Annotated in this window: 18 protein-coding genes; 5 read left to right on the plus strand and 13 right to left on the minus strand. The window is 62.7% G+C overall.

Annotation, left to right across the window (positions count from 1 at the left end; genetic code table 11):
- Window positions 1–240 precede the first annotated feature (240 nt).
- Entirely contained in the window at window positions 241–1,632 is a 1,392-nt protein-coding gene (locus RG836_RS05125; RefSeq protein ID WP_310843705.1) for an L-cystine transporter, read from the plus strand.
- A 150-nt stretch (window positions 1,633–1,782) separates the two neighbouring features.
- Here the strand turns inward: RG836_RS05125 and RG836_RS05130 are convergent, their stop codons facing one another.
- Window positions 1,783–2,295: a dihydrofolate reductase gene (locus RG836_RS05130; RefSeq protein WP_310843706.1), complete on the minus strand. Its 513-nt coding sequence runs from the start codon at window positions 2,293–2,295 to the stop codon at window positions 1,783–1,785.
- Between the two features lie 85 nt (window positions 2,296–2,380).
- Between RG836_RS05130 and RG836_RS05135 the strand changes: the two genes are divergently transcribed.
- Together RG836_RS05135 and RG836_RS05140 are read left to right on the plus strand one after the other, a co-directional pair.
- Entirely contained in the window at window positions 2,381–3,751 is a 1,371-nt protein-coding gene (locus tag RG836_RS05135) for a DUF2868 domain-containing protein (protein WP_310843707.1), read from the plus strand.
- A complete protein-coding gene (locus RG836_RS05140) occupies window positions 3,744–5,108 on the plus strand; it encodes a DUF3482 domain-containing protein (RefSeq protein WP_310843708.1) in 1,365 nt (454 codons plus the stop codon). Before RG836_RS05135 ends, RG836_RS05140 begins: the two co-directional genes overlap by 8 nt.
- Window positions 5,109–5,136: 28 nt before the next feature.
- Here RG836_RS05140 and RG836_RS05145 read toward each other — a convergent pair whose 3' ends face one another.
- The 8 genes from RG836_RS05145 to RG836_RS05180 form a co-directional block, all read right to left on the minus strand.
- On the minus strand, window positions 5,137–5,562 hold the full coding sequence (locus RG836_RS05145) for a hypothetical protein (protein ID WP_310843709.1): 426 nt from the start codon (window positions 5,560–5,562) through the stop codon (window positions 5,137–5,139).
- 85 nt (window positions 5,563–5,647) lie between these two features.
- The gene (locus RG836_RS05150) at window positions 5,648–6,214 is read right to left on the minus strand and encodes a phosphonate degradation HD-domain oxygenase (protein ID WP_310843710.1); all 567 of its coding nucleotides are present in this window, start codon (window positions 6,212–6,214) and stop codon (window positions 5,648–5,650) included.
- On the minus strand, window positions 6,214–7,347 hold the full coding sequence (locus RG836_RS05155; RefSeq protein ID WP_310843712.1) for a TIGR03364 family FAD-dependent oxidoreductase: 1,134 nt from the start codon (window positions 7,345–7,347) through the stop codon (window positions 6,214–6,216). Before RG836_RS05155 ends, RG836_RS05150 begins: the two co-directional genes overlap by 1 nt.
- 414 nt (window positions 7,348–7,761) lie before the next feature.
- Window positions 7,762–8,787 (minus strand): putative 2-aminoethylphosphonate ABC transporter substrate-binding protein, encoded by a 1,026-nt coding sequence (locus RG836_RS05160; RefSeq protein WP_310843714.1) that lies wholly within the window; start codon window positions 8,785–8,787, stop codon window positions 7,762–7,764.
- Window positions 8,788–8,825: 38 nt separating this feature from the next.
- Window positions 8,826–10,550, minus strand: coding sequence for a putative 2-aminoethylphosphonate ABC transporter permease subunit (locus tag RG836_RS05165; RefSeq protein ID WP_310843716.1), 1,725 nt, complete (start codon window positions 10,548–10,550; stop codon window positions 8,826–8,828).
- A complete protein-coding gene (locus RG836_RS05170) occupies window positions 10,550–11,626 on the minus strand; it encodes a putative 2-aminoethylphosphonate ABC transporter ATP-binding protein (protein ID WP_310843717.1) in 1,077 nt (358 codons plus the stop codon). The genes RG836_RS05165 and RG836_RS05170 overlap by 1 nt, the downstream gene beginning before the upstream one ends.
- 237 nt (window positions 11,627–11,863) lie before the next feature.
- On the minus strand, window positions 11,864–12,727 hold the full coding sequence (locus tag RG836_RS05175) for a LysR family transcriptional regulator (protein ID WP_310843718.1): 864 nt from the start codon (window positions 12,725–12,727) through the stop codon (window positions 11,864–11,866).
- A gap of 15 nt (window positions 12,728–12,742) precedes the next feature.
- Window positions 12,743–15,001, minus strand: a complete 2,259-nt coding sequence (locus RG836_RS05180; RefSeq protein WP_310843720.1) for a heavy metal translocating P-type ATPase — start codon at window positions 14,999–15,001, stop codon at window positions 12,743–12,745.
- 85 nt (window positions 15,002–15,086) lie between these two features.
- On the opposite strand from RG836_RS05180, the gene cadR reads away from it, so the two are divergent.
- A complete protein-coding gene (gene cadR / locus RG836_RS05185) occupies window positions 15,087–15,536 on the plus strand; it encodes a Cd(II)/Pb(II)-responsive transcriptional regulator (protein WP_310843722.1) in 450 nt (149 codons plus the stop codon).
- A 128-nt stretch (window positions 15,537–15,664) separates the two neighbouring features.
- Here cadR and RG836_RS05190 read toward each other — a convergent pair whose 3' ends face one another.
- The 3 genes from RG836_RS05190 to RG836_RS05200 all read right to left on the minus strand — a co-directional run bounded on the left by RG836_RS05190 (window position 15,665) and on the right by RG836_RS05200 (window position 18,364).
- The gene (locus RG836_RS05190) at window positions 15,665–16,636 is read right to left on the minus strand and encodes a thymidylate synthase (protein ID WP_310843725.1); all 972 of its coding nucleotides are present in this window, start codon (window positions 16,634–16,636) and stop codon (window positions 15,665–15,667) included.
- Window positions 16,637–16,686: 50 nt separating this feature from the next.
- On the minus strand, window positions 16,687–17,499 hold the full coding sequence (gene lgt, locus RG836_RS05195; protein WP_310843726.1) for a prolipoprotein diacylglyceryl transferase: 813 nt from the start codon (window positions 17,497–17,499) through the stop codon (window positions 16,687–16,689).
- 82 nt (window positions 17,500–17,581) lie between these two features.
- On the minus strand, window positions 17,582–18,364 hold the full coding sequence (locus tag RG836_RS05200) for a sulfite exporter TauE/SafE family protein (protein WP_310843728.1): 783 nt from the start codon (window positions 18,362–18,364) through the stop codon (window positions 17,582–17,584).
- 328 nt (window positions 18,365–18,692) lie between these two features.
- Here RG836_RS05200 and RG836_RS05205 point away from each other — a divergent pair, with 328 nt between their 5' ends.
- On the plus strand, window positions 18,693–22,043 hold the full coding sequence (locus RG836_RS05205) for a type III effector HrpK domain-containing protein (RefSeq protein WP_310843730.1): 3,351 nt from the start codon (window positions 18,693–18,695) through the stop codon (window positions 22,041–22,043).
- Window positions 22,044–22,090: 47 nt separating this feature from the next.
- Here RG836_RS05205 and RG836_RS05210 read toward each other — a convergent pair whose 3' ends face one another.
- Window positions 22,091–23,731 carry an ATP-binding protein gene (locus tag RG836_RS05210; protein ID WP_310843733.1) on the minus strand — a complete coding sequence of 547 codons (1,641 nt, stop codon included), beginning with the start codon at window positions 23,729–23,731 and terminating at the stop codon, window positions 22,091–22,093.
- Window positions 23,732–23,904: the final 173 nt, after the last annotated feature.

Raw genomic sequence — 23,904 nt, forward strand, 5'->3', positions numbered from 1 at the left:
CGGCCTTTCTCCCTGATTCAAAGACATCGACGCTAGCAAATCGGTGTGACGCTCCTCGCCCCACCACGACTGGCTGCGTCCCGATCGCGCCAGTCGCGTGTCCAAAAACGACCTTTTTATATTCCAAAAGCGACGCAGGTCATGCGATTTCAGTATTAATTCATTAGATATCAGCCTGTTAGGCTTGCCGGCTCGGAGCCGCCCTGGAAGGCGGCAAGTACAGGTCTTTCTGGAGTTGTCATGAATCTGCCGCTGATTCTCAATCTATTGGTATTTGCTGGCTTGCTGGCCGGCCTCGCGCAAACCCGCCACACCTCGTTCAGCCTGGCCAAGAAAGTCTTGCTGGCGTTGGTGCTGGGCGTGGTGTTTGGTGTGGCGCTGCACGGGATCTATGGTGCTGGTCACCCAGTGCTCAAGGCGTCGATCAGTTGGTTCGATCTGGTGGGCAACGGCTACGTGCAGTTGCTGCAAATGATCGTTATCCCGCTGGTATTCGCCTCGATCCTCAGCGCCGTGGCGCGGCTGCACATCGCCTCGTCGCTGGGCAGGATCAGTTTCCTGACCATCGGCACCCTGCTGTTCACTACCGCGATCGCAGCGCTGATCGGCATCGGCCTGACTAACCTGTTCGGCCTCACCGCCGAAGGCCTGGTGGCCGGCACCCAGGAACTGGCGCGCCTGCAAACCATCCAGACCGATTACGCGGGCAAAGTCGCCAACCTCAATGTGCCGCAATTGCTGGTGTCGTTTATCCCGCAGAACCCGTTTGGCGACCTGGCCCGGGCCAAGCCGACCTCCATCATCAGCGTGGTGATCTTCGCCGCATTCCTCGGCGTCGCTGCGCTGCAACTGGTTAAGGATGACGTGGAAAAAGGTCAGAAAGTGATCAACGCCATCGACACCCTGCAAGCCTGGGTGATGCGCCTGGTGCGACTGGTGATGAAGTTGACACCGTATGGCGTGCTGGCGCTGATGACCAAAGTGGTTGCCGGTTCGAACCTGCAAGACATCATCAAGCTCGGCAGTTTTGTGGTGGTCTCCTACCTCGGCCTCGGGCTGATGTTCGTGGTGCATGGCGTGCTGGTGTCGGCGGCGGGGATCAATCCGTTGCGCTTCTTCCGCAAGATCTGGCCGGTGCTGACGTTTGCCTTCACCAGCCGTTCCAGCGCCGCGACCATTCCGCTGAGCATCGAAGCGCAAACCAGCCGTTTGGGCATTCCACAATCGATCGCCAGTTTCGCCGCGTCATTCGGCGCAACCATCGGCCAGAACGGTTGTGCGGGTCTGTACCCGGCGATGTTGGCGGTGATGGTGGCGCCGACCGTGGGCATCAACCCGCTCGATCCGCTGTGGATTGCTACGCTGGTGGCGATTGTCACGCTGAGTTCGGCCGGGGTGGCCGGGGTCGGCGGTGGCGCGACCTTTGCAGCGTTGATTGTGCTGCCGGCCATGGGTTTGCCGGTGTCACTGGTGGCGCTACTGATTTCCGTCGAGCCATTGATCGATATGGGCCGCACCGCGCTGAACGTCAGCGGTTCGATCACCGCCGGGGCGATCACCAGCCAGTTGATGCAGCAGACCGATAAAGAACTGCTGGAGGCGGATGAGCACTCGGCGCTGGCTCACGCCTGAGCCTGAAGCCATCCTGCGGCGAGGGAGCTTGCCCCTCAAGCCTTAAGCAACCTTGTGGCGAGGGAGCTTGCTCCCGTTGGGCTGCGCAGCGGCCCCAAGTTTTTGCGAGCGCTGCGCACTCGAGCGGGAGCAAGCTCCCTCGCCACAGGTTTAACGGCGCTCCCAGATTTCGAAGCTGTAAGCGGGCTTGTCGCCCTCGGCAGCATTCGCCACATCCGACACCAACTTCCACTGCGCCAGATCAAACTCCGGAAACCACGCATCCCCCTCCGGGCTCAGCGCCACGCGGGTCAGGTACAGCCGATCCGCCTGGGCCAGGCCTTGGGCGTACAACTGCGCGCCACCAATCAGCATCACCTCATCGACGCCCTGCTCGTTCGCCCATGCTTGAGCGCGAACGACGGCGGTTTCCAGCGACGGATAAACCTCCGCGCCTTCCAGCACCAAGCCGGCCTGGCGGCTGACCACGATATTCAAGCGGCCCGGCAAAGGTCGACCGAGGGAATCCCAAGTCTTGCGACCCATGATGATCGGCTTGCCGAGGGTGGTGGCCTTGAAGTATTTGAAATCCCCCGGCAAGTGCCAGGGCATGCTGTTGTCGACGCCGATCACGCGGTTTTCACCGAGGGCTGCGATCAGGCTGAGGGGGAGTGATTTAGTCATGCCGGCGAGGATACCAGAGCGCCGCGTACCCCGATAAGCGCCACAGCGGTTATGCTCACGACTCATCAAAACGACGGAACGACGCGTGACGGAACTGCACACCCTCTGGCTGACCGAAGCCGTGCGCCTGCGTGAGGAACACGCCGGCCCCCTGGATGATCTGGAAGCCAATCGCCTGGCCCGCAGCGCCGGCGGCGATCTGCCGACCCGCATCCAACGCCGCGCCCTGTGGCTGGCCGAGCGCGATGGCCTGAGCGGCGCCCTCGTCCATTGGCTGCAAGGCGCGCGCCTGGCGTTGCTGCTGCTGGCGGTGTTCGCCGTGGTCAGCGGCGCGGGCCTGGCCTTCGCCGCACTGGGCGACGGGCAGACCCCGGTGAATGTGTTCTGGGCGTTGGGCAGTTTGCTCGGGCTCAATCTGATCTTGCTGCTGAGCTGGTTGCTCGGTCTGGTGTTTGCCGGCGAACATGGCGCCAGCCTTGGACGCCTGTGGCTGTGGCTGAGCGAAAAGCTCGCCCGCGATGCGAAGGCTGCGCAACTGCCGCCAGCGCTACTGTTGTTGCTGCAACGGCGCAAACTCAACCGCTGGGCGATCGGCGTGCTGGTCAACAGCCTGTGGTTGCTGGCGTTGCTCAGCGCGCTGGTGATCACCTTGCTGCTAATGGCCACCCGGCGCTACGGCTTCGTCTGGGAAACCACGATTCTTGGCGGCGACACTTTCGTCGGCCTGACCCAAGCCCTCGGCGCCCTGCCCGGCGTGCTCGGTTTCAGCGTGCCGACCGTGGAGATGATCCGCGCCAGTGGCGAATCCGCGCTGAATATCGAGAGCGCCCGCCAGGCTTGGGCCGCGTGGCTGGTCGGGGTGTTGCTGGTGTACGGCGTGCTGCCGCGCCTGCTACTGGCGCTGCTGTGCCTGTGGCGCTGGAAAGTCGGGCGCGCCGGCCTGCAACTGGACTTGAACCTGCCGGGCTACGGGCAATTGCGCGAACGCCTGATGCCCACCAGCGAGCGCCTCGGTGTCAGCGACGCCGCGCCGGAGCAATTGCACCGCGTGGAAACTGGCGTCAGCAACGCCCAGAGCGATGGCGCGCTGCTGGTCGCCATCGAACTCGACCCGCAACGCCCCTGGCCACCGACCTTGCCGGCCAGCGTCAGCAACGCCGGGATCCTCGACAGCCGTGAATCGCGGCACAAATTGCTCGAACAACTCGGCCGCTTCCCCCCGGCACGACTGGCGATTGCTTGTGATCCGCGACGCTCGCCAGACCGTGGCAGCCTGGCGCTGATCGGCGAACTGGCGCGCAGCGCTGGGGCCACACGGGTGTGGCTGTTGCAAGCGCCACCGGGCGAGGCGCTGGACGCCGAACGCCTGGGCGACTGGCACAGCGCACTGCAGCAACTCAACCTGCCGTTTGCCGATTGCGCACCGCTGCATTGGTTGGAGACCGGGCATGACTAAACCCCTGAAACTCGCGGTGGTCGGCCACACCAACGTCGGCAAGACCTCGCTGATGCGTACCCTGACCCGCGACGTCGGCTTCGGCGAGGTCTCGCACCGTCACAGCACCACGCGGCACGTCGAGGGTGCGCGGCTGTCGGTGGACGGCGAAGCCCTGCTCGAGTTGTACGACACGCCGGGCCTGGAGGACGCCATCGCCCTGCTGGATTTCCTCGAACGCCTGGAGCGCCCCGGCGAACGCCTCGACGGCCCGGCGCGGCTCGCGCGATTCCTCGACGGCAGCGAAGCGCGCCAGCGTTTCGAGCAGGAAGCCAAGGTGCTGCGCCAGTTGCTGGCCTCCGATGCGGGCCTGTATGTGATCGATGCCCGTGAACCGGTGCTGGCCAAATACCGCGACGAACTGCAAGTGCTGGCCAGTTGCGGCAAGCCGTTGCTGCCGGTGCTCAATTTTGTCAGCAGCGCCCAGCACCGCGAGCCGGACTGGCGTGAAGCCTTGGCACGGCTGGGGCTGCATGCGCTGGTGCGGTTCGACAGCGTCGCGCCGCCGGAAGATGGCGAACGCCGTCTCTATGAGAGCCTCGCCCTTTTACTGGAAAACGCCCGCCCGCAACTGCAACGACTGATTGACGATCAACAGACCCAGCGCCTGGCCCGACAACAGAGCGCAGCGCGGCTGATCGCCGAATTGTTGATCGACTGTGCAGCCTGCCGACGCAGCGTAGTCAGTGAAGCCGAACGGGAACAGCAAGCGATCAGCGAATTGCGCAAAGCCGTGCGTCAGCGTGAGCAGCGTTGCGTGGAGGCGTTGCTCACGCTGTATGCGTTTCGCCCGCAGGACGCCTCGGCCAGCGACTTGCCGTTGCTGGATGGCCGTTGGGGCGATGACCTGTTCAACCCGGAAACCCTCAAGCAACTGGGCGTGCGGGTCGGTGGCGGGATCGCGGCCGGCGCGGCGGCGGGGGCTGGCGTCGATTTGCTGGTCGGCGGCTTGACCCTTGGCGCAGCGGCCCTGGCTGGGGCGATTGCCGGCGGCGCGCTGCAAACCGCGCGCAGTTACGGCGGCCGCTTACTCGGCAAAATCCGCGGCCAACGCGAACTGACCGTGGACGACAACGTGCTGCGCTTGCTGGCCCTGCGCCAACGGCAATTGCTGCACGCGCTGAACCAGCGCGGCCATGCGGCGATGGACAGCATCCAGGTGGCCACGCCGCAAGACAAAACCTGGCGCGAAGGCAAGTTGCCCGATGCCCTGCACAAAGCCCGCGCCCATCCGCAATGGTCCTCGCTCAACCCGCAGGCAAAATTGAGCCAGGCGGAACGCCAGGAGCAAGTCGAGCTGTTAGCCCGGCAGTTGTGATCTCACCCGGCCGGAACAGACCCGCCGGCTACTTCCAGCCCAGGCGCAAAAACTCCTTGGCCATGGTCCTCACCCGAGCGCGGTCGGTGCGGTTGGCGTGCCCGTCGTTGTCCACGTCCGAACTGAGGATCAGCTCCAGTTCGCCGTCGTTGTCCAGATCCCGCGCCGCCGCTTTGTAAGCAATCTGCGGGCCGTCATGAAAATGCAGGCGCACCAGTTCCGGGCTGCCGTCGGCGCTGGGGTTTTCGGCGAAGATCCGCAAGTGTCGGGCGTCACTCGACCCGGCGTTGGACCAGGCGCATTTCAGATAGGTCTTGCCGAGCACCCGCAGCCGCTGCCGATCCGCCAGCGTGGCCTCGCCCAGCAATTGCCCGCCGTCGAAGAAGAGGAACTGCAGCGTGTCGGCTGCTTGATGACCACTACGGTCCTGAGCAATCACTTTCAGATAACGCATCCTTGCGCTCCTTGGGGAAAAACTCAGCCTGACTGATCAGCGCCGGACGCTCTATCCGCCGATTCGCTGCAACCCGTCGGACAAATCAGCGCGCTGCGCCAGACAACAGCGCAGTGGCCTTGTCTTTGAGGATCGTCAGGTCAATCAGCGGTACCCGCATCTCCTTGGCCTGTTCGTCCCACTGGCGCATGCGCAGGCTGACCGCGCACAACGGGTCTTGCTCGAACGCGTCGGCCTCGGCGTCGCTCATCACCCCGCCCTGATAATCCAAGGTGCGGCGGCTGGCCTCGCTTAGCCGGTCGAAATACCCCGGCTCGCGCAGCGTCAGGTAGCGCTTGGCCTGGACGTGGTATTCCACCAGCCGCGCCAGGCGTTCGCTGAAACCGGCGCGGCGCAGGTAATCGGCGCCCAGGCGCTCGTGGCTGACCACCCCGAAACCGCCCATGTTTTCCGCATCTTCGGCGCAGATGTGCCCGATGTCGTGAAAGAACGCCGCGAGCACCACTTCATCGTCGAAGCCTTCGGCCATGGCCAGCTCGGCGGCCTGGGACATGTGCTCGATCTGCGACACCGGCTCGCCGATGTAGTCGCTGTCGCCAAAGCGTTCGTACAAACCGAAGACCTCGGCCACCACTTGCTGATTGCGATTCATCATTGCTCCCCCAGTAATTGCGCGACGTTACGTTCGGCCATTGCCGGCCCGACACTCATGCCGACGCCCGTGTGCATCAGCGCCACGCTCACCCCCGGTTGCGGGCGCAGGAAAGAAAACGGTCCCGGCCCCTTGGAACCATAGACACCCTGCCAGCGTTCGACCACCTGGACCTTGCAGCCCAAGGTCTGCTCGGCCAGTTCGATCATCCAGTCATCCACCTGTTCAGCGTTGAATGGCGATGGATCACCGCCGTAATGGTGGGAATCGCCAATGATCAGCTCGCCATAGGGCGTCGGGCTGATCAGCAGGTGAATGCCGTTGTCATGCAGGTGTGGCACATCGCGCAGAATTTGCGCCTGCACGGCGGCGGCCTCCGGCAGATCAGCGAACGCGCCGTAATGCACGCAACTCAGCCCGGTGAGCAGCGCGTGTTGCAGGTTCAACTCGATGTGCGGGCGGGCGCGGAGCATTTGCAGACGGCAGATTTGCGGGTTGAGCGCGGCGATCGGCTCGGCCAGTAAGGTCTGATAGTCATGGCCAGAGCAAACGATGATATGACCCGCACTGAAACGGCCGGCGGTGCTGTGCAAGCGGCCGGGCTCGATGTCCCGCACCAGGGTGGAAAAGTGAAACTCGACGCCGAGTTCGCGGCACAGGTAGTCGATCAGCGCCGGGATTGCCTCGCGGGAATACAGTTGCTGGTCGTCCAGGCCGTGCAGCGCCGCACGATGATGGCTGAACTGGCCGCCGTACACATCGCGCAACGCCGCGCCGCGCAGCAGTTCGACGTTGTACCGGTGCTCCACGGCTCGACCGTTGCAAAAGGCCTGCAGCAGGTGTTCTTCGGCTTCAGTGCGGGCGAACAGGTATGAGCCGTTACGCTTGAGTTGCAGGCCGGCGACATTGGCCCAATGACCCCAGATGTCGCGACTGGCCTTGGCCAGTTCCAGCATCGGGCCCGGTGGCTGGCCGGTGACCAGGGCCTGACCGAAGTTGCGGACCGAGGCGCCGAGCGGTGTTTCACTGCGCTCGAAAACACTGACCTTCAAACCGCGCCGCGCGGCGGCGTAGGCGTGGGACAGGCCGAGGATGCCGGCGCCGACGATCAGCAGGTCGTTGTGGTGTGTCATGGGAATTTGTCCTGAATTCGATGCCGTCATCGCTGGCAAGCCAGCTCCCACAGGGTTTTACGGTGAACACAACTGTTGTGAACACCAAGGAACCTGCAGGATTGGCAGCCAGCTCCCACAGGGTTTCGCGGTGAACACAACTGTTGTGGACACCAAGGAACCTGCATGATTGGCAGTCAGCTCCAACAGGGTTTTGCGGTGAACATAGATGTTGTGAACACCAAGGAACTTGCAGGATTGGCAGTCAGCTCCAACAGGGTTTTGCGGTGAGCACAACTGTTGTGAACACCAAGGAACTTGCAGGATTGGCAGCCAGTTCCAACAGGGTTTTGCTGTGAACACAGATGTTGTGAACACCAAAGAACCTGTGGGAGCTGGCTTGCCAGCGATGGGGCCCTGTCAGCCTGCGAAGATTTACTTGGCAACCACTTTCTCGGACTTGCCGTCATAGCGCTTGCGCCATTCAGCCAGGATCACGTCGCGGTTTTTCGAGGCCCAGGCGAAGTCGTTCTTGATCAGGCGCTGCTCATAATCCGCCGGCAATTCCGTCTGCGGCTTGGCGATGCCAGGCTGGGCGAGGACGGCGAAGTTCTCTTTATACAACTCCATCGCCGCCGGACTGGCGGAGAAGTCCGCAAGTTTTTTCGCCGCTTCTTCGTGGGCGGAGCCCTTGATCACAGCGGTGGCTTCAATCTCCCAGCCCAGGCCTTCTTTCGGCAGGATGATGTCCAGCGGTGCGCCCTGGCGTTTCAGCTGGACTGCGGGGTATTCAAAGGAAATACCGATCGGGAATTCACCCGAGGCCGCGAGTTTGCATGGCTTGGAGCCCGAGTGAACGTACTGGCCGATGTTCTGGTGCAGGTCATCCATGTAGGTCCAGCCCTGCTTCTCGCCAAAGGTTTGCAGCCAGGCGCTGACGTCGAGGAAACCCGTGCCGGACGAGGCCGGGTTGGGCATGACGATCTTGCCTTTGTACTCAGGCTTGGTCAGGTCTTGCCAGCTCACGGGCTTACTCAGGCCCTGCTTCTCGGCTTCGACCGTGTTGAAGCAAATGGTCGCAGCCCAGACATCCATGCCGACCCAGGCTGGTGGGTTGGCGGCATCGCGATAGTTGCCGCCGATCTTGTCCAGATCCTTCGGCGCGTAACTTTGCAGCATGCCTTGCTGATCGAGGATCGCCAGGCTCGACGCCGCCAGGCCCCACACTGCGTCGGCCTGCGGGCGCTCTTTTTCGGCCAGCAATTTGGCAGTGATGATCCCGGTGGAGTCACGCACCCATTTGATCTCGACGTCCGGGTTGGCCTTTTCGAAGGCGTTCTTGTAGGTCTTCAGTTGTTCAGCTTCGAGGGCGGTGTACACCGTCAACTCGGTGGTCGCCGCGAAGGCGTTCAGGCTGAAAGCGGTGAGGACAGCAGCGGCCAGGGCCAGGGGCTTGAACATGATCGTTTTCCTGTGTTGAGTGGATGGAGAGCAGCGAATCAATGGCCGGGCGCGGTCTGCCGCCAGGCCTGGGAGCGGCGCAGCAAACCGCGCGAGGCCCAGGCCAGCAGCAGGGACACACCCACCGAGGTGAACAGAATCAGGGTCGACATGGCCGCCGCGCCGCCGACGTTGCCGGCGTCGTCCATGTTCAGCACCGCCACCGCCGCGAGGATGGTGTCGGGGCTGTAGAGGAAAATCGCCGCGGAGACGGTGGTCATCGCGGAGACGAACAGGTAGCGGACAATGTCCAGCAGCGCCGGCAGGCAGATCGGTACGGTCACCCGCAGGTAATGCCGATACAGCGGCGCCTTGAGTGACAGCGCGGCGGCTTCGAACTCGGCGTCGAGCTGGCGCAGCGCGGTGGTGGCGGTCATTTGCGCGGTGGTCAAATAGTGCGCGATGGTGCAGGCGACCAGCAGGGTCATGGTTCCGTAGAGCACATGCAGCGGGTTGCCGGTCAGGTTGAAGAAGAAGACGTAACCTAACCCCAGCACCAGGCCCGGCACCGCCATCGGTACGAAACTGAGCATGCGCAACGTCACATTGAGTCCGCGCTGGCCCTTGGTTTTCTCCATCAGGTAGGCGCCGGTGAAGATCAGCACGCTACCGATCAGCGCCGTGCACACCGCCATCTTCACGCTGTTGCCGTAGGCCAGCCAGCCGCCGCCCGCCGTGTCGTTGAACTGGTAATGGTTGAGCGACAGGGACAGGTTGTACGGCCAGAACTTCACCAGCGATGAGAACACCGCCATGCCGAACACCAGCAGCAACACCGCGCAGATCAGCAGCACGATGACCAGGTAGCAGCCGTCGCGCAGTCTGGACGGCGCCGGTTGAAAGACTTGTGCGCGGCCACTCATGGAATCGCCATGACGCCGACGCAGCCAGGCATCGACCGCGAAGCTGAGCAGCGCCGGCAGCAGCAGGACCATGCCGATCAGCGCACCGCGACCAAATTGTTGCTGACCGACCACTGCTTTGTAGGCTTCCAGAGCCAGCACTTGATAGTCGCCACCGACCACTACCGGCACGCCGAAGTCGGTGATGGTCAGGGTGAACACCAGACAGAATGCGGCGAACACCGCCTGGCGGGTCGCCGGCCAGGTGATGCTGCGAAAGGCTTTCGCCGGACTGGCGCCCATGCTCGAAGCGGCGTCGAACAGGCGCGCATCCGCCAGGGACAGCGCCGACAGCAGAATCATCAAGGCGTGTGGGAAGGTGTAGATCACCTCGCCGAGCACAATGCCCCAAAAGCCGTAGATATTGTCCGAGAGCAACCCGCGCAGCATGCCCTGGTTGCCGAACAGGTAGACCAGCGCAATCCCCGGCAGCATCGACGGCGCCATCAGCGGCAGCAGGGAAATGCCACGCCAGATGCCTTTGCCAGGTATCAAGGTGCGTTGCAGGGCGTAAGCAAACAAATAGGCCAGCGGTACGACAATCGCCGCGACGCTGAGGGACACTTTCAAGCTGTTACCGAGTAGCCAGTGGAAGTTCTCGCTGCTCACTAATTCCCGGGCAGCGACCAGGCCACCGCCCTGCCCGGCTTCGGTGCTGAACCCGCGCCAGAAAATCGCCAGCAACGGCATCAACACGGCAATGCCGAGCAGCACCAGCAACAGGACTTTGCCACCGACCACGAACAAGCGATCGCCGATCTCGGCACGGGCGGTCTGCCGAACCTGTTTGCGCGGGATCGGCAGCGCGAGGTTTGCGCTCATCAGGCGAACACCTGCAGGCTGCGCGGCGGCAAGGCAACCATGATGTGCTGCGCGCCCAGGCGCGGCATGGCTTCCGGTGCGAGTTCGGCCAACAACGGATGGCCGGGCAATTGGTCGAGTTCGAAACTCATGCGGCAGCGATTGCCGAGGAACGTGATCTCACGGACCTTGGCCGGGAACAGGTTTTCCTCATGCACCAGCGGGTTGACGTTGATCGCCTCCGGTCGGCAGAACAATCGGCCGGACGCGGTTTTTGCACTGCCGTCCGCCAGGCGCATGTTCATCCCGCCGACCTGGGCATGGCTGTCGCTGCTGCGATGGAACGGCAGCCAGTTGCCCTGGCCGACGAACTCCGCGACAAAGGGTGTGGCCGGGCGGTCGTAAATGTCCTGCGGCGTGGCGTACTGCTCCACCTTGCCGTTGTTCATCACGGCGATGCGGTCGGCCATCAGCATGGCCTCGTCCTGATTGTGGGTGACCATCAGGGTGGTGACGCCAAGGTTGCGTTGCAGTTGGCGCAGCTCCGTGCACAGGTGCTCGCGAACCCGCGCATCGAGGGCCGACATCGGTTCGTCGAGCAGCAACAGCGAAGGGGCTGGCGCCAATGCGCGAGCCAGGGCCACACGCTGTTGCTGGCCTCCGGACAACTGGCCAGGGTACTTTTTCTCGCTGCCGGTCAGGCCGACCAGTTCCAGCATCTGCCCGACCCGCTGACGCACTTCATCGCGACCACTGCCGGCGAGGCCGTAGGCAATGTTCGCTTCGACGGTCAGGTTGGGGAACAGCGCGTAGGACTGGAACAAAATGCCGTAGTCCCGTGCCTGCGGCGCCAGGTGCGACACATCACGATCACCGAGGTACAACTCGCCGCTGTCTTGTTTCTCCAGGCCGGCGATGCACCGTAGCAAGGTGGTTTTGCCACAACCCGACGGGCCCAGCAGACACACCAGCTCACCCGCCGCCACGTCGAGGGAAACGTTTTCCAGCGCGGTGAACGCGCCAAAGCGCTTCTGCACACCACGCACTTTCATCGGCGCGCCGGGGTTGGTCAGGGCAGTTGCGAACGAGCGGTTCATGGACAGACCTCATCTAACAGATGAGGGTCATCCTAGGTTTGTAATGCGTCCGTCATATGGCAGTGAGGCAAAAACGGCCGATAGTGGTATTCGGGGATTTGGGTTGGATAGACCGGGCAATGAATACCTGTGGCGAGGGAGCTTGCTCCCGCTGGACTGCGCAGCAGTCCCCCGCATTTCAGGATAAGCGGGGGCCGCTTCGCGCCCCAGCGGGAGCAAGCTCCCTCGCCACAAGAACTACGCAGGGGCCATTTCCTGCGCCAACCCAAGAAACGCCGCCGGCAATCGCGCGCCTTTGCGTTCCTTGAGGCAATACAAATACTCGGGAATCTGCGGCGCATTTTCGATGGTCAGCACCCGCAGTTGCGGGTCATGGGGCACTTCCTGGCGGGCGATGATGCTGATGCCGATGTTGCGCAGCACCGCCTCGCGGATCGATTCGCGGCTGCCAATCTCCAGCAACGGCCCCAAACCCACGCCGGCGCCCGCCAGCAATTCTTCGGTCAAGCGCCGGGTGGTCGAGCCTGTTTCACGCATCAATAACGTATGCCCGGCCAAAGCACTGAGCGGCACATGATCATGCACCGCCAGCGGATGGTTGCGATGCACCGCCAGCACCAGCGGATCGCTGCCCAGCACCCGGCGAATCAGCCGTGCATCGTCCAGCAACTGCGAGGACGCGGCGACATCCACCCGGTAATCCTCCAGCGCTTCGAGCACTTGCTGGGAGTTGCCGATTTCCACTGACACTTCCACCTGCGGCAGGCGTTCGCGAAAGGTCTTCACCAGATCGAGGATGTAATACGGCGCCGTGGCGGCGATGCGCAAGGTGCCCTGCACTTGGCCACTGTTGCGCAGGAAGAACTCGATATCGGCTTCCTGCTGCAACAGCGCCTTGACCATCGGCAGCAACCGCGCGCCTTCATCGCTGACACTGAGACGACGGCCGCCACGGTAGAACAATTCAACCGAATATTGGCTTTCCAAGTGGCGAATCTGTGTCGTCACGGTGGGCTGACTCAAGCCGAGTTTCTTGGCAGCCAGGGTAATGCTGCCCAGGCGGGCCACCATGTAAAACGCCTTCAGCTCGGCACTCAGCACAGCCTTCCCTCATCCTTATTTGCGCAACAGGCGCAAGCCGTTGAATACCACCAGCAGGCTCACGCCCATGTCGGCGAACACCGCCATCCACATAGTAGCGACACCGGCGAAGGTCATGCCGAGGAAAATCGCCTTGATCACCAGCGCCAGGGCGATGTTCTGTTTCAGCACGCTCGCGGTTTGCCGCGACAGGCGTATGAAGGCCGGGATCTTACGCAGATCGTCGTCCATCAGCGCGACATCCGCGGTTTCGATCGCCGTGTCGGTGCCGGCGGCGGCCATGGCGAAACCGATTTCCGCGCGGGCCAGGGCCGGGGCGTCATTGATGCCGTCGCCGACCATGCCGACCCGGTGCCCCTGGGCGTACAACGCTTCGATGGCCTGCAGCTTATCGGTCGGCAGCAAGTCGCCCTGAGCCTGGTCGATGCCGACTTGCGCGGCAATCGCCTGGGCGGTGTGGGCGTTGTCGCCGGTGAGCATCAGGGTTTTGATGCCGAGGTCATGCAACTGCTGGATCGCTTCGCGGCTGGATTCCTTCACCGTATCCGCCACGGCGAACAGCGCCAGCGGGCCGGAGGAGTCGAGCAGCAGCACCACGGATTTGCCTTGTTTCTCCAGGGCAAAGAGTTTTTCTTCCAGCGCGGGCGAGCACAGGCCCAGTTCCTCGACCAGGCGATGGTTGCCCAGGTGATAAACCTGGCCGTTGACCTCACCGCGCACCCCGCGACCGGCCAGTGCTTCGAAGTTATCCACTGCCAGCGCGGCAGATTGTTTGTCCGCTGCGTTGGCGATTGCCAACGACACCGGGTGATCGGAACGCCCGGCCAACGCCGCCGCAATCGCCGGCGCGGTGGCTTCGGCGGTGGCGTCCAGCACTAGATAATCGGTCTGCACCGGTTTGCCGTGAGTGATGGTTCCGGTCTTGTCCAGGGCCAGGTAATCGAGCTTGTAACCGCCCTCCAGGTACACGCCGCCCTTGACCAGAATGCCTTTGCGCGCCGCCGCCGCGAGGCCGCTGACGATGGTCACCGGCGTGGAAATTACCAGCGCGCACGGGCACGCCACCACCAGCAGCACCAGCGCGCGATAGATCCAGTCGAACCACAGCGCGCCCATGAACAGCGGCGGAATCACCGCCACCGCGAGGGCGAAGGCAAACACCGCCGGGGTGTAGATTTTCGAGAACTGATCGACAAAACGCTGGGTCGGCGCCCGCGCCCCTTGGGCTTGTTCGACTGCGTGGATGATCCGCGCCAGGGTCGAGTTGTTCGCCGCCGCGGTCACCGAGTATTCCAGCGACCCGGCCTGGTTGATGGTGCCGGCGAACACTTTGTCGCCGACGGTTTTCTCCACCGGCAGGCTTTCCCCGGTGATCGGCGCCTGGTCGATGGTCGAGTTGCCCAAGAGCACTTCGCCGTCGAGGCCAATGCGCTCGCCCGGACGCACTCGCACCCGCGCGCCGAGTTCGATGGTGTTCACCTCCTGCTCGACCCAGCGGCCGTCGGCCAATTGCACCGTGGCTTGCTCGGGGGTCATCTGCATCAGGCCGCTGATGGCGTTGCGCGCGCGGTCCAGGGATTTGGCTTCGATCAACTCGGCCACGGTAAACAGAAACATCACCATCGCCGCTTCCGGCCACTGGCCGATCAGAATCGCCCCGGTCACGGCAATGCTCATCAGCGCATTGATGTTCAGGTTGAGGTTCTTCAAGGCGATCCAGCCCTTCTTGTAGGTGCCGAGGCCGCCGCTGAAAATCGAGATCAGCGCGACAATGGCGATCACCCAAGTCGGCGCCGCATCGGTGAAATGCAGGACTTCCGCGCCCACTGCGGTCACGCCGGACAACGCCAGCGGCCACCAGGCTTTCTTCTCGGCTGGTTTGGCCGGCGAGTCGACGCCCTGCTCCAGCGGCTCGGCCTGCATGCCCAGGGACTTGATCGCATCGATAATCGGCGCAGTGTTCGGCAAGTCGTGGGTCACGCCCAGTACGCGGTTGATCAGGTTGAATTCGAGCTGCTGCACCCCAGCCAGTTTGCCGAGCTTGTTCTGGATCAGCGTCTGCTCGGTCGGGCAGTCCATGGCTTCGATGCGGAAACTGCTCAGCCGCGCGCCCTCGGTCGGCGCCTCGCTCAGTTTGACCAGCGACGGTGCGTTGGCCGTCGAACCACAGCAGGTATCACCATGGCTGGCATGGTCATGCTCAATCACGGGCTGCGGTTTGCAGCAGTGGTCATGCGCGGATTTGGGGTCGTGAATGTGCAGGGAATCGCTCATCAGGTTGCGTCCATAAAGGTGCCTGTTGCCAAGTAGAGACCCTGTAGCCACTATAGGGTCAAGCACCCATTTGGAGATCGTCGTCATGAAGATCGGAGAATTGGCAAAACTCACCGACTGCCCGGTGGAAACCATCCGCTATTACGAGCGCGAACAACTGCTGCCGGAACCGGCCCGCAGCGACGGCAATTACCGGGTCTACACCCAGGCCCACGCCGAGCGCCTGACGTTCATCCGCAACTGCCGCACCCTCGACATGACCCTCGAAGAAATCCGCAGCCTGCTGACCCTGCGCGACAGCCCCCAGGACCAATGCGAGAGCGTCAACGCGCTGATCGACGAACACATCCATCACGTCAAGGCGCGCATCGACGGTTTACTGGCCTTGCAGACGCAACTGCTCGACCTGCGCCAACGCTGCGGCGAAGGGCCGGAAGCCGATCAATGCGGGATTTTGCAACGCCTGGAAATCAGCGGCGGCGTGGTGGCGACTGAGGTGGAGCATTCGCATGTGGGGCGTAGTCACGGTCACTGAACTCACACCACAAAACCCAATATGGGAGCGAGCCTGCTCGCGAAAGCGGTGTGTCAGACAACATTTCTGCCGGCTGACACTCCTCTTCGCGAGCACGCTCGCTCCCACAGTTTTGATCGGGTGAAGGCTTAAACCGCCATCGGCGCAGTCATTGGTGCATGGTGCTGGTAACCCTCAAGCGAAAAATCGCTCGGCTCGACCAGTTCCAGCCATTCCGGCTGGTAGACGCCGGTCTTGGCGAATTCCGGCACGCGATCACTGATCAGCAGTTTCGGCATCGGGAACGGCTCGCGGGTGAGCTGTTCGTTGAGCATGTCGAGGTGGTTTTCGTAGACGTGGGCATCGCCGATGAAATAGGTGAACCAGCGCGGCGTGTAGCCGGTCAAGCGCCCGATCAGGCTCAGCAGCGCGGCGCCTTCTGTGAGGTTGAACGGCGTGCCAAGGCCCAGGTCGTTGGAGCGGATGTACAGCGTCAACGAAATCTCTTTGGTCTCGACGTTCGGGTGGAACTGGTACAGCAGATGGCACGGCGGCAAGGCCATTTCATCGAGCTGCGCGCAATTCCAGCCGTGGAACAGGATCCGCCGGCTGCCGGGGTCCTTGATGATGGTGTCGATGCATTGGCGAACCTGGTCGATGGCTTTGTACAGCACCACGTAGGCCTGGCCGTTTTCTTCGCCCTCGGCGATCTGTCGGTAGCCCTGGCTCAGCGTTTGCTCGATGGCCGCCGGGTTGCTCAGCGGGATCTGCTTGTACGCCGGCCACTTGCGCCATTGCACGCCGTAGATTTCGCCCAGGTCGTCGTCGCCCTGGCGGAACGGGTTGGCCAGCCATTGCGCGTTTTCGTTAGCGTTCTGGTCCCAGACCTTGCAGCCCAGGGCGCGGAATTCAGCGGCGTTGTTGACCCCGCGCAGGAACCCGCACATCTCGCCGATCGCCGACTTGAAGGCCATCTTGCGCGTGGTGATCGCCGGGAACCCTTCCTTAAGGTCGTAGCGCAGCATGGCGCCGGGGAAACTGATGGTGTTGACCCCGGTGCGGTTGGCTTGCTTGGTGCCGTTCTTGATGACGTGCGCCACCAGATCGAGATATTGCTTCATGAGTTACCTGTGTCCTTGAACCCGGGAGCCGTCGCCCCCGGGGTTCGAATTTATACAGCCGCCGCGGGCGCTGCCGGTGCGCGGTGGTAGGCCAGCCAGATCAGGAACAAGCCGCCGAGGATCATCGGTACGCACAACACCTGGCCCATGGTCAGCCAGTTCCAGGCCAGGTAGCCCAGTTGCGCGTCGGGCACGCGGACGAATTCCACAATGAAACGGAAGATACCGTAGAACAGCGCGAACATCCCGGACACCGCCATGGTCGGCCGCGGCTTGCGCGAGAACAACCAGAGAATCAGGAACAGCGCGACGCCTTCGAGGGCGAACTGGTACAGCTGCGACGGATGGCGCGGCAATTGCGCCGGGTCGCTGAACGGCGGGAAGACCATGGCCCACGGCACGTCGGTCGCTTTGCCCCACAGCTCGGCATTGATGAAGTTGCCAATGCGCCCGGCGCCCAGACCGATCGGTACCATCGGCGCGACGAAATCCATCAGCTGGAAGAACGACTTGTTGTTCTTCTTGCCGAACCACAGCGCTGCCAGCATCACGCCGATGAAGCCACCGTGGAACGACATGCCGCCCTTCCACACTTCGAAGATCAGCGTCGGGTTGGCCAGATAGGCGCTCAGGTCGTAGAACAGCACATAGCCCAGGCGCCCGCCGACGATCACCCCCATCGACATCCAGAACACCATGTCGGAGAGCTTCTCCTTGGTCCAGGTCGGGTCGAAGCGATTGAGTCGGCGCGAGGCCAACAGCCAGGCGCCGCCGATGCCGATCAGGTACATCAGGCCGTACCAGTGGATTTTCAGCGGACCAATGGCCAGGGCCACCGGGTCAATCTGCGGGTAAGGCAGCATTGCGACTCCTTGTTGAGTTCAATCAATAAAAATGCCCGGGCGACGCTGCCACCTCAGGATTAAGCCAGGATTGCCACGGCGATCAGAGCAGGAAGTTCAGCCCCACGCAAAACAGCAAAGCGGCGAACAGCCGTTTCAGCAAGCGCGGCGACAGTCGATGGGCCAATCGCGCGCCGAAACGGGCGAACACCATGCTGGTCAGGGCAATGCCCAACAGCGCCGGCAAATAAATAAAACCGAGACTATGAGCGGGCAACAACGGATCGTGCCAGCCCAGAATCATGAAACTTAACGCACTGGCCAGGGCGATCGGCAAGCCGCAGGCCGATGACGTGGCCACCGCTTGCTGCATCGGTACGCTGCGCCAGGTCAGGAACGGCACGGTCAGCGAACCGCCGCCAATGCCGAAAATCGCCGACGCCCAACCGATCACGCTGCCCGCGAGGGTCAGACCGAGTTTGCCCGGCACCGTTCGGCTGGCCTTGGGTTTGACGTCGAGCATCAACTGCGCGGCGATCACCAAGGCGAACACACCGATGATTTTTTGCAGGTTTGGCCCGGAGATCGCCTCGGCGGTCAGCGCACCGAAACCGGCACCAACCAGAATCCCGACCGTCAGCCAGGCGAAAATCGGCCAGCGCACCGCGCCCCGGCGGTGATGCTCACGGATAGCGTTGATCGACGTAAAAATGATGGTCGCCAGGGACGTGCCCACCGCTAGGTGGGTGAGGATCGACGCGTCGAACCCCTGCAGGGTGAAACTGAACACCAGCACCGGCACGATGATGATCCCGCCGCCCACGCCAAACAGGCCGGCCAACACGCCTGCGACGGCGCCCAGCAGCAGATACAGCAGAAATTCCATGGTGGTGTTCCGACGCGCAGCGCAAAAGGGTGCGGCATGGTAACGGATGCAGGCCCCGCGCCTCCACTGCCGGGTGCAGTGGGCGGATGGCCGGGGCTTGGCGGCAGACATCAATCCCGCAACTAACATGAATAAAACATGACAGTTAAGTTGCACTAAATCGGTTCCAGCAAACTTGTTAAAAAGCTGTGAAACCTCTGCGAACTTCGCCCGCCACACAACTTGCCTGATTAGAATCCGACCCCATCGCGAATCACTCTCCGAACACTTTGCCCGTGTTTGAATTTCAACTGCGCCCATCGGTTATTTGCACAAGGGAATTGGAAACATGACGACGCCTCCGTTAAAAGTACAACCCGCCGCCAACCCGAACCCCAATCACCTGCGGGGCGTTTTTGAAACCGCCATGGCCCGCGCCTTGACCAGCCTCCAACAGCCGGCGGCGGACGACACGTTCAAGAAACCCCTGGTGCTGACCACGCAGACCGTCAAGACCTACCCCGCGCCCACCGACAAAGCCGCGATCAGGGCCGAAGTCGAGGCCACCGGCGACAAGGAAGCGCTCAAACGCCTGGACGACCCAAACCTCGCCGGCCTGGGCAATACCGGCGTGCCCCTGGCAAACATCGCCTCGATCAACAAACTTTCGGAAAACGTACTCGAACTTAAAACCCGCGATCACCACACCATTATTATCGTCAAACAAGCCACGCCTTATTTATTCGATGGCATGGCCGGTAAAACCGACGCGGTCAACACCATCAACAAGTCCATGGCCGAAGGTTACACACTGGCGCAGGCCGGGGATGTCGCACCGGGCATGGGTGATTACAAGTTTCTCGGCAATGCCGATGAAGTCGGCCCGGGGATGATTCGTTATGAAACTTTTTCCGGTAACAAGATCATCGTCAGCAAAGAAGTGAACATGGGCCTGTATGAGCAGGTGAAGTCCGACAGCGAAGCCCTGAAGATCATCAACGACAACCAGAAGGACGGCTATCGTCTGGCGCAGCCCGGCGAAGCGGCCAGCAGCACCGGCGTGACCGGCAAAGCGGACGAGTTGGGCCACGACTTGATTCGCTACCAGACCACCAGCGGTGACAAAGTCATCGTCTCGAAAAACATCACCCCGGACCTCTACGACCAGAAAGTCAAAGAGAGCAACGCCCTGTTTGGCGTGTCGGGCGCGGTGGACACTGCCCTGATCGACAATTCCAAGTACGGCGCCGGCGCCAAGGATTGGGACAAGATTGTCGGCAACGGCAGCGGTACGCCGACCCAGGAAGCAAAAGACCTCGACCGCCCTCGCGCAGCGGCCAAGCTGCTGGAAGAAAACTGGGACAACTGGAACCTGCACGGCGAGAAAATCGACTTTTCCAACCCACCGTCGACCTTGCCGCCGGAAGCCCAGGCCACCCTGAAATACGTCGCCAGCAGCCCGAACCTGATGGCCGCGCTGGATTCCGGTGGCTACGGCAAGACCGACGGTGTGATCACCCGCAACGATGTGAAGAACTTCGCCAAGCAGGCCGACAAGGACTTGTCCGCCGCTTCCGGCGCCTATGACAAATTTATCAAGGCCCACCCGGACGCCACGCCCCTGGCCAAGGAAAACGCCAAGTCCGCCGCGCTGGTCATGGCCAATATTTCGCTGGTCAGCAGCGCCGGGCCGGAGATGCAGGGCGACAACCGCCGCACCAGTGTCGGCAACCTCAACACCAGCAACATGGACGCCATAGAGGGCGACGCGGCGTTGAGCAAATCCCTGACCGGCGCCGCCGGTTACTGGTCGAGCCCTGGCATGTTCCGCCTGCTCGACAATGGCGGCGACCACCCGGCCACCATGAAGACCGACGGCATCGCCCAGCAACACAACTTCGCCACTTGGCTGGAGCGCCAGGCGCCGACCGACGATCACGGTGTGCTGATGATGCTTAGCAACGCCTCGGCGCGGAACTCGGTGGCCGATGTCGACACCTCGAAGCTGACCAAGGATGTGTTCGAACACCCGGAAAAATACGACGGCAAAACCAAGGCCGCGGTGCTCACCGAGATCACCGATGCCCGGGTGCGCATGGAGCTCAGCGCCAACCCCAAGGACGACTCCGACCTGTTTTCCCAGGGTCAATCGGACATGCGCGGGATCAACCCGAACAAGGCCAAGATTACCGCGCAACTGGACGCGACCATCGCCAAGCTGTCCGCCGACCCGGATGTGCAGAACTTCTTCGCGCAGAACCAGGGCACCGGCATGCGCGACATCATCAACGCCGACCCGGCGATGAAGATCGAGCTGCAGCACTTCCAGGATCGCGAAATCAACAGCGGCAACGTGCTCAACAAGAGCCTCGAGCGCAAGGATGCCGACGGCAAGACCCTCAGCCTCACCGATGGCATGTACCTCGCCGCCACCGATGCCAGCATCACCGACATGGCCCTCGGCGGCAACGGCGAAGTGGACCTGTCGGTCATCGCCAAGAACTCTGGCAAGAGCGAGCAGATCGAACAGTATTTCCGCGAGAACATCGTCACCGGCAAAGCCCTCGACGAGGCACTGGCCAAGGATCGCGAAACCAACGGTGACAAGGCTGACCCGGCGGCGGTGATTGCCAAGTTTTCCAATGACGCCACGCTGTACAAGGCTTACCTGGGCGACAAAGTCAGCCCCGAGGACGCCGATGTCACCCAGCAGATCATCTCGCAGAAAATCTCCGAGACCCTGGTGGATGGCGCCAACGATGACGTGATGAAACAGATCTTCGGCGATGCCAACGGCAATTTCGACGAGGCCAAGACCAAGGCAATCATCGACAAAGCCATGGCCGACGACCCGGCCATGTTCACCGATGCCGCCGGCAAACCGATTGCCGCCGGTGATGTGGTGACGATGATTCGTTCGAGCTGGGACCTGGAGCGTCAGGGCCAGAAGATGAGCGATGTGCTGCCCAAGGCCATCGACGGCTTCAAGGCCGATGCGTCCGAAACCTACAAGCAAGGGCTACTGCACGTCGGCAGCGCGCTGTTGGCCGGTGCGGTGTTGACGGTGCGCTCCACCAGCGGCGGCAATACCCCGACCGACAACGCCTTGCGCGTATCCGCCGGCATGCAGTTCGCCGGGTTGTTGATGGAAGGCGGGACCAAGTACGCCAAGGAAGCGGGCTACGGCAAAGAATGGAAACCGGTACCCAACAGCAACGTGAGCCTGCGCGCCGGCCAGGGCCCGTTCACTGCCGACCAGATCAAAGCCATGGGTAACATCGGCAAGATCATCGGCGGCGCCGGCAGTTTCATCGGCGGGGTGTTTGGCATTGTCAGCGGGGTCAACGCGGCGTTCAGCGGCGACAAGCTCAACGCCGGGTTCTCCCTGACCAGCGGCATCCTCGGCACCGGTGCGGCGGTCGCCTCGATCATCGAAGGCGCGGCCGGGTTGTTTGGCAGTTCCACCGCCGGGCTGGTGGGCACCCTGGCCGGCACCACCGCCGGAATTCTCGGTTGGGCAGCGGCGGGGGTCGGGATACTGGCCGGGATTATCGTGCCGGTGATCTTCGTCGCCAAGCGTGAGGCGGAACAGAACAAGTTCTACGAAGGCCTGGTCCCGACCCTGCAGAAATACGAGCTGACCGGTGGGCCGAAGGAGGATGGCGATATCGACGACATCATCCCGACCAGCGCCACCTGAGCCCGCTCCAGCCAACAGGTGCGTGGCGGTCGAACCGTCCACGCGCCTCAGGCGGAAACGGCGTAATGATCCAAGTGATCGTAAGCCAACGGCGGTGCCGGTCGTGGGTAGCCGCGCGCGCGGCCGCTCCATTGCTGGCTCTCCACGGGCAGGGACAGATGCAGCCACAGCGGCACGCTCAATGTTTTCAATTCGGCCGCCAGGTCCGGATCACCGCCGGGGGTGAAGGCCCAGGCAAACGTGCGCCGCACCAGTTCCACTTCCGGGCCGTACAGCGCCAGCCAATGCGCGCTGCTCAGGCTGTTGAGACAGGCGCAGGCCTCGCGCATCACGCGCAAGGCGTACACCGCCCGACGTCGCTGGGCGACCGCCACTTCGCCGTGCCCGGCCAGTTGTTCCAGGGCGTAGGCGCGGGTGATCTCCAGCAAGTGATAGCGCTGCGCCGCAGGAGAGCCGAGCGGCACCAGCAAAGATTTATCGACCAGGCTTTCCAGCACCGAGAGCACATCGTGGCCATCCTCGACCATCGCCGCCACCGCTTCCAGGGTGAAGGAACCCGGCAGCACCGACAGTTGGCGCAACAGGTGTTGCTCCGCCACCGACAAGTGTCGATAGCTCCAGTCCAGGCATGCGCCGAGGCTTTGGTGACGCTCCGCGCCGTTGCGCCGCCCGCTCATTTGCAAGCGCAAGCGGCCATCGAGCAGATCCACCAGCGCTGTGAGGCCGAAAGTCCGCACCCGCGCCGCCGCCAATTCGATCGCCAAAGGGTTGTTGTCGAGTTTGCGGCAGATGGCACTGACGGCGCGCACCTCGGCATTGCTGAAAATGAAATCCGCAGCGTCACTGGTCGCCCGCTCGACGAACAACTGCACCGCCGAATAACGCAGCGCCTGGCTGGCGCTGAGGTCCTGATGCCGTTCCAGCGGCGCCTCGAGCGGCGCCAGCCGATGCACGCTTTCGCCCGCCGCGCGCAAAGGTTCGCGGCTGGTCACCAGCACGCAGCTGTTGGGTACATCCCGCAAAAAGCGCTCGACCAGCGCCGCGACGCTATCGAGCACGTGTTCGCAACTGTCGAGCAGCAGCAACAGCCGCGCCTGGCCGAGCCGCTCGGCGACTGCGCTCAACGGATCGCCACTCGCGCACTGGATGCCCAGCGCCATGGCCAGCAGCTCGGGCACCTGCTGCGCCACGGTCACCGTCGCGAGGTCGACGAAGCACACGCCTTGGGCGAACGCGGCGGCATGCTGGTTGGCCAGGGTCAGCGCCACGGTCGACTTGCCGATACCGCCGGGGCCGGTGAGGGTCAGGCAGCGGCGTTCGAGCAGTTGCACGCCGAGCGCGTCGATCAGCGCCTGGCGGCCAATCACATCGCGGCCGGGTGGCGGCAAGGTCGCCACCCTGGAAGGGGCGAACGTCGATTCACCCTGGTGTTTTTTCACCGTCACCGGCGCCACGAAGCGATAGCCGCGACCGGGAATGGTCAGCACATAACCCGTCGAACTGTCCGCACCCAACACCCGGCGCAGCGCCACGACCTGGGCGCGCAAGTTGCACTCCTCCACCACCAGCCGTGGCCAGACCAGCGCCAGTAGTTCATCTTTCTCCAGCACTTCGCCGGGGCGCATGACCAACGCACTCAGCAGGCAAAGTGCGCGGTTACCGATAGAGACAGGCTGATCATTGTTCAACAATAATCGTTGCCGGGGAATTAAGGTGAAAGTGCCGAAACAATAGGCCGTGTCGGACCCGGCGCATCGGTCAGGGTAAGTTGATAATACGCTGTCGGTGTTCTCTTCATTCTGATCCATGACAGACCCTTGGCGAATTGGGGGTTTACCTGGAGTTAAACAGGCCGAGCTGG

This window comes from Pseudomonas rhizozeae (assembly GCF_031583775.1).
Taxonomy (GTDB): Bacteria; Pseudomonadota; Gammaproteobacteria; order Pseudomonadales; family Pseudomonadaceae; genus Aquipseudomonas.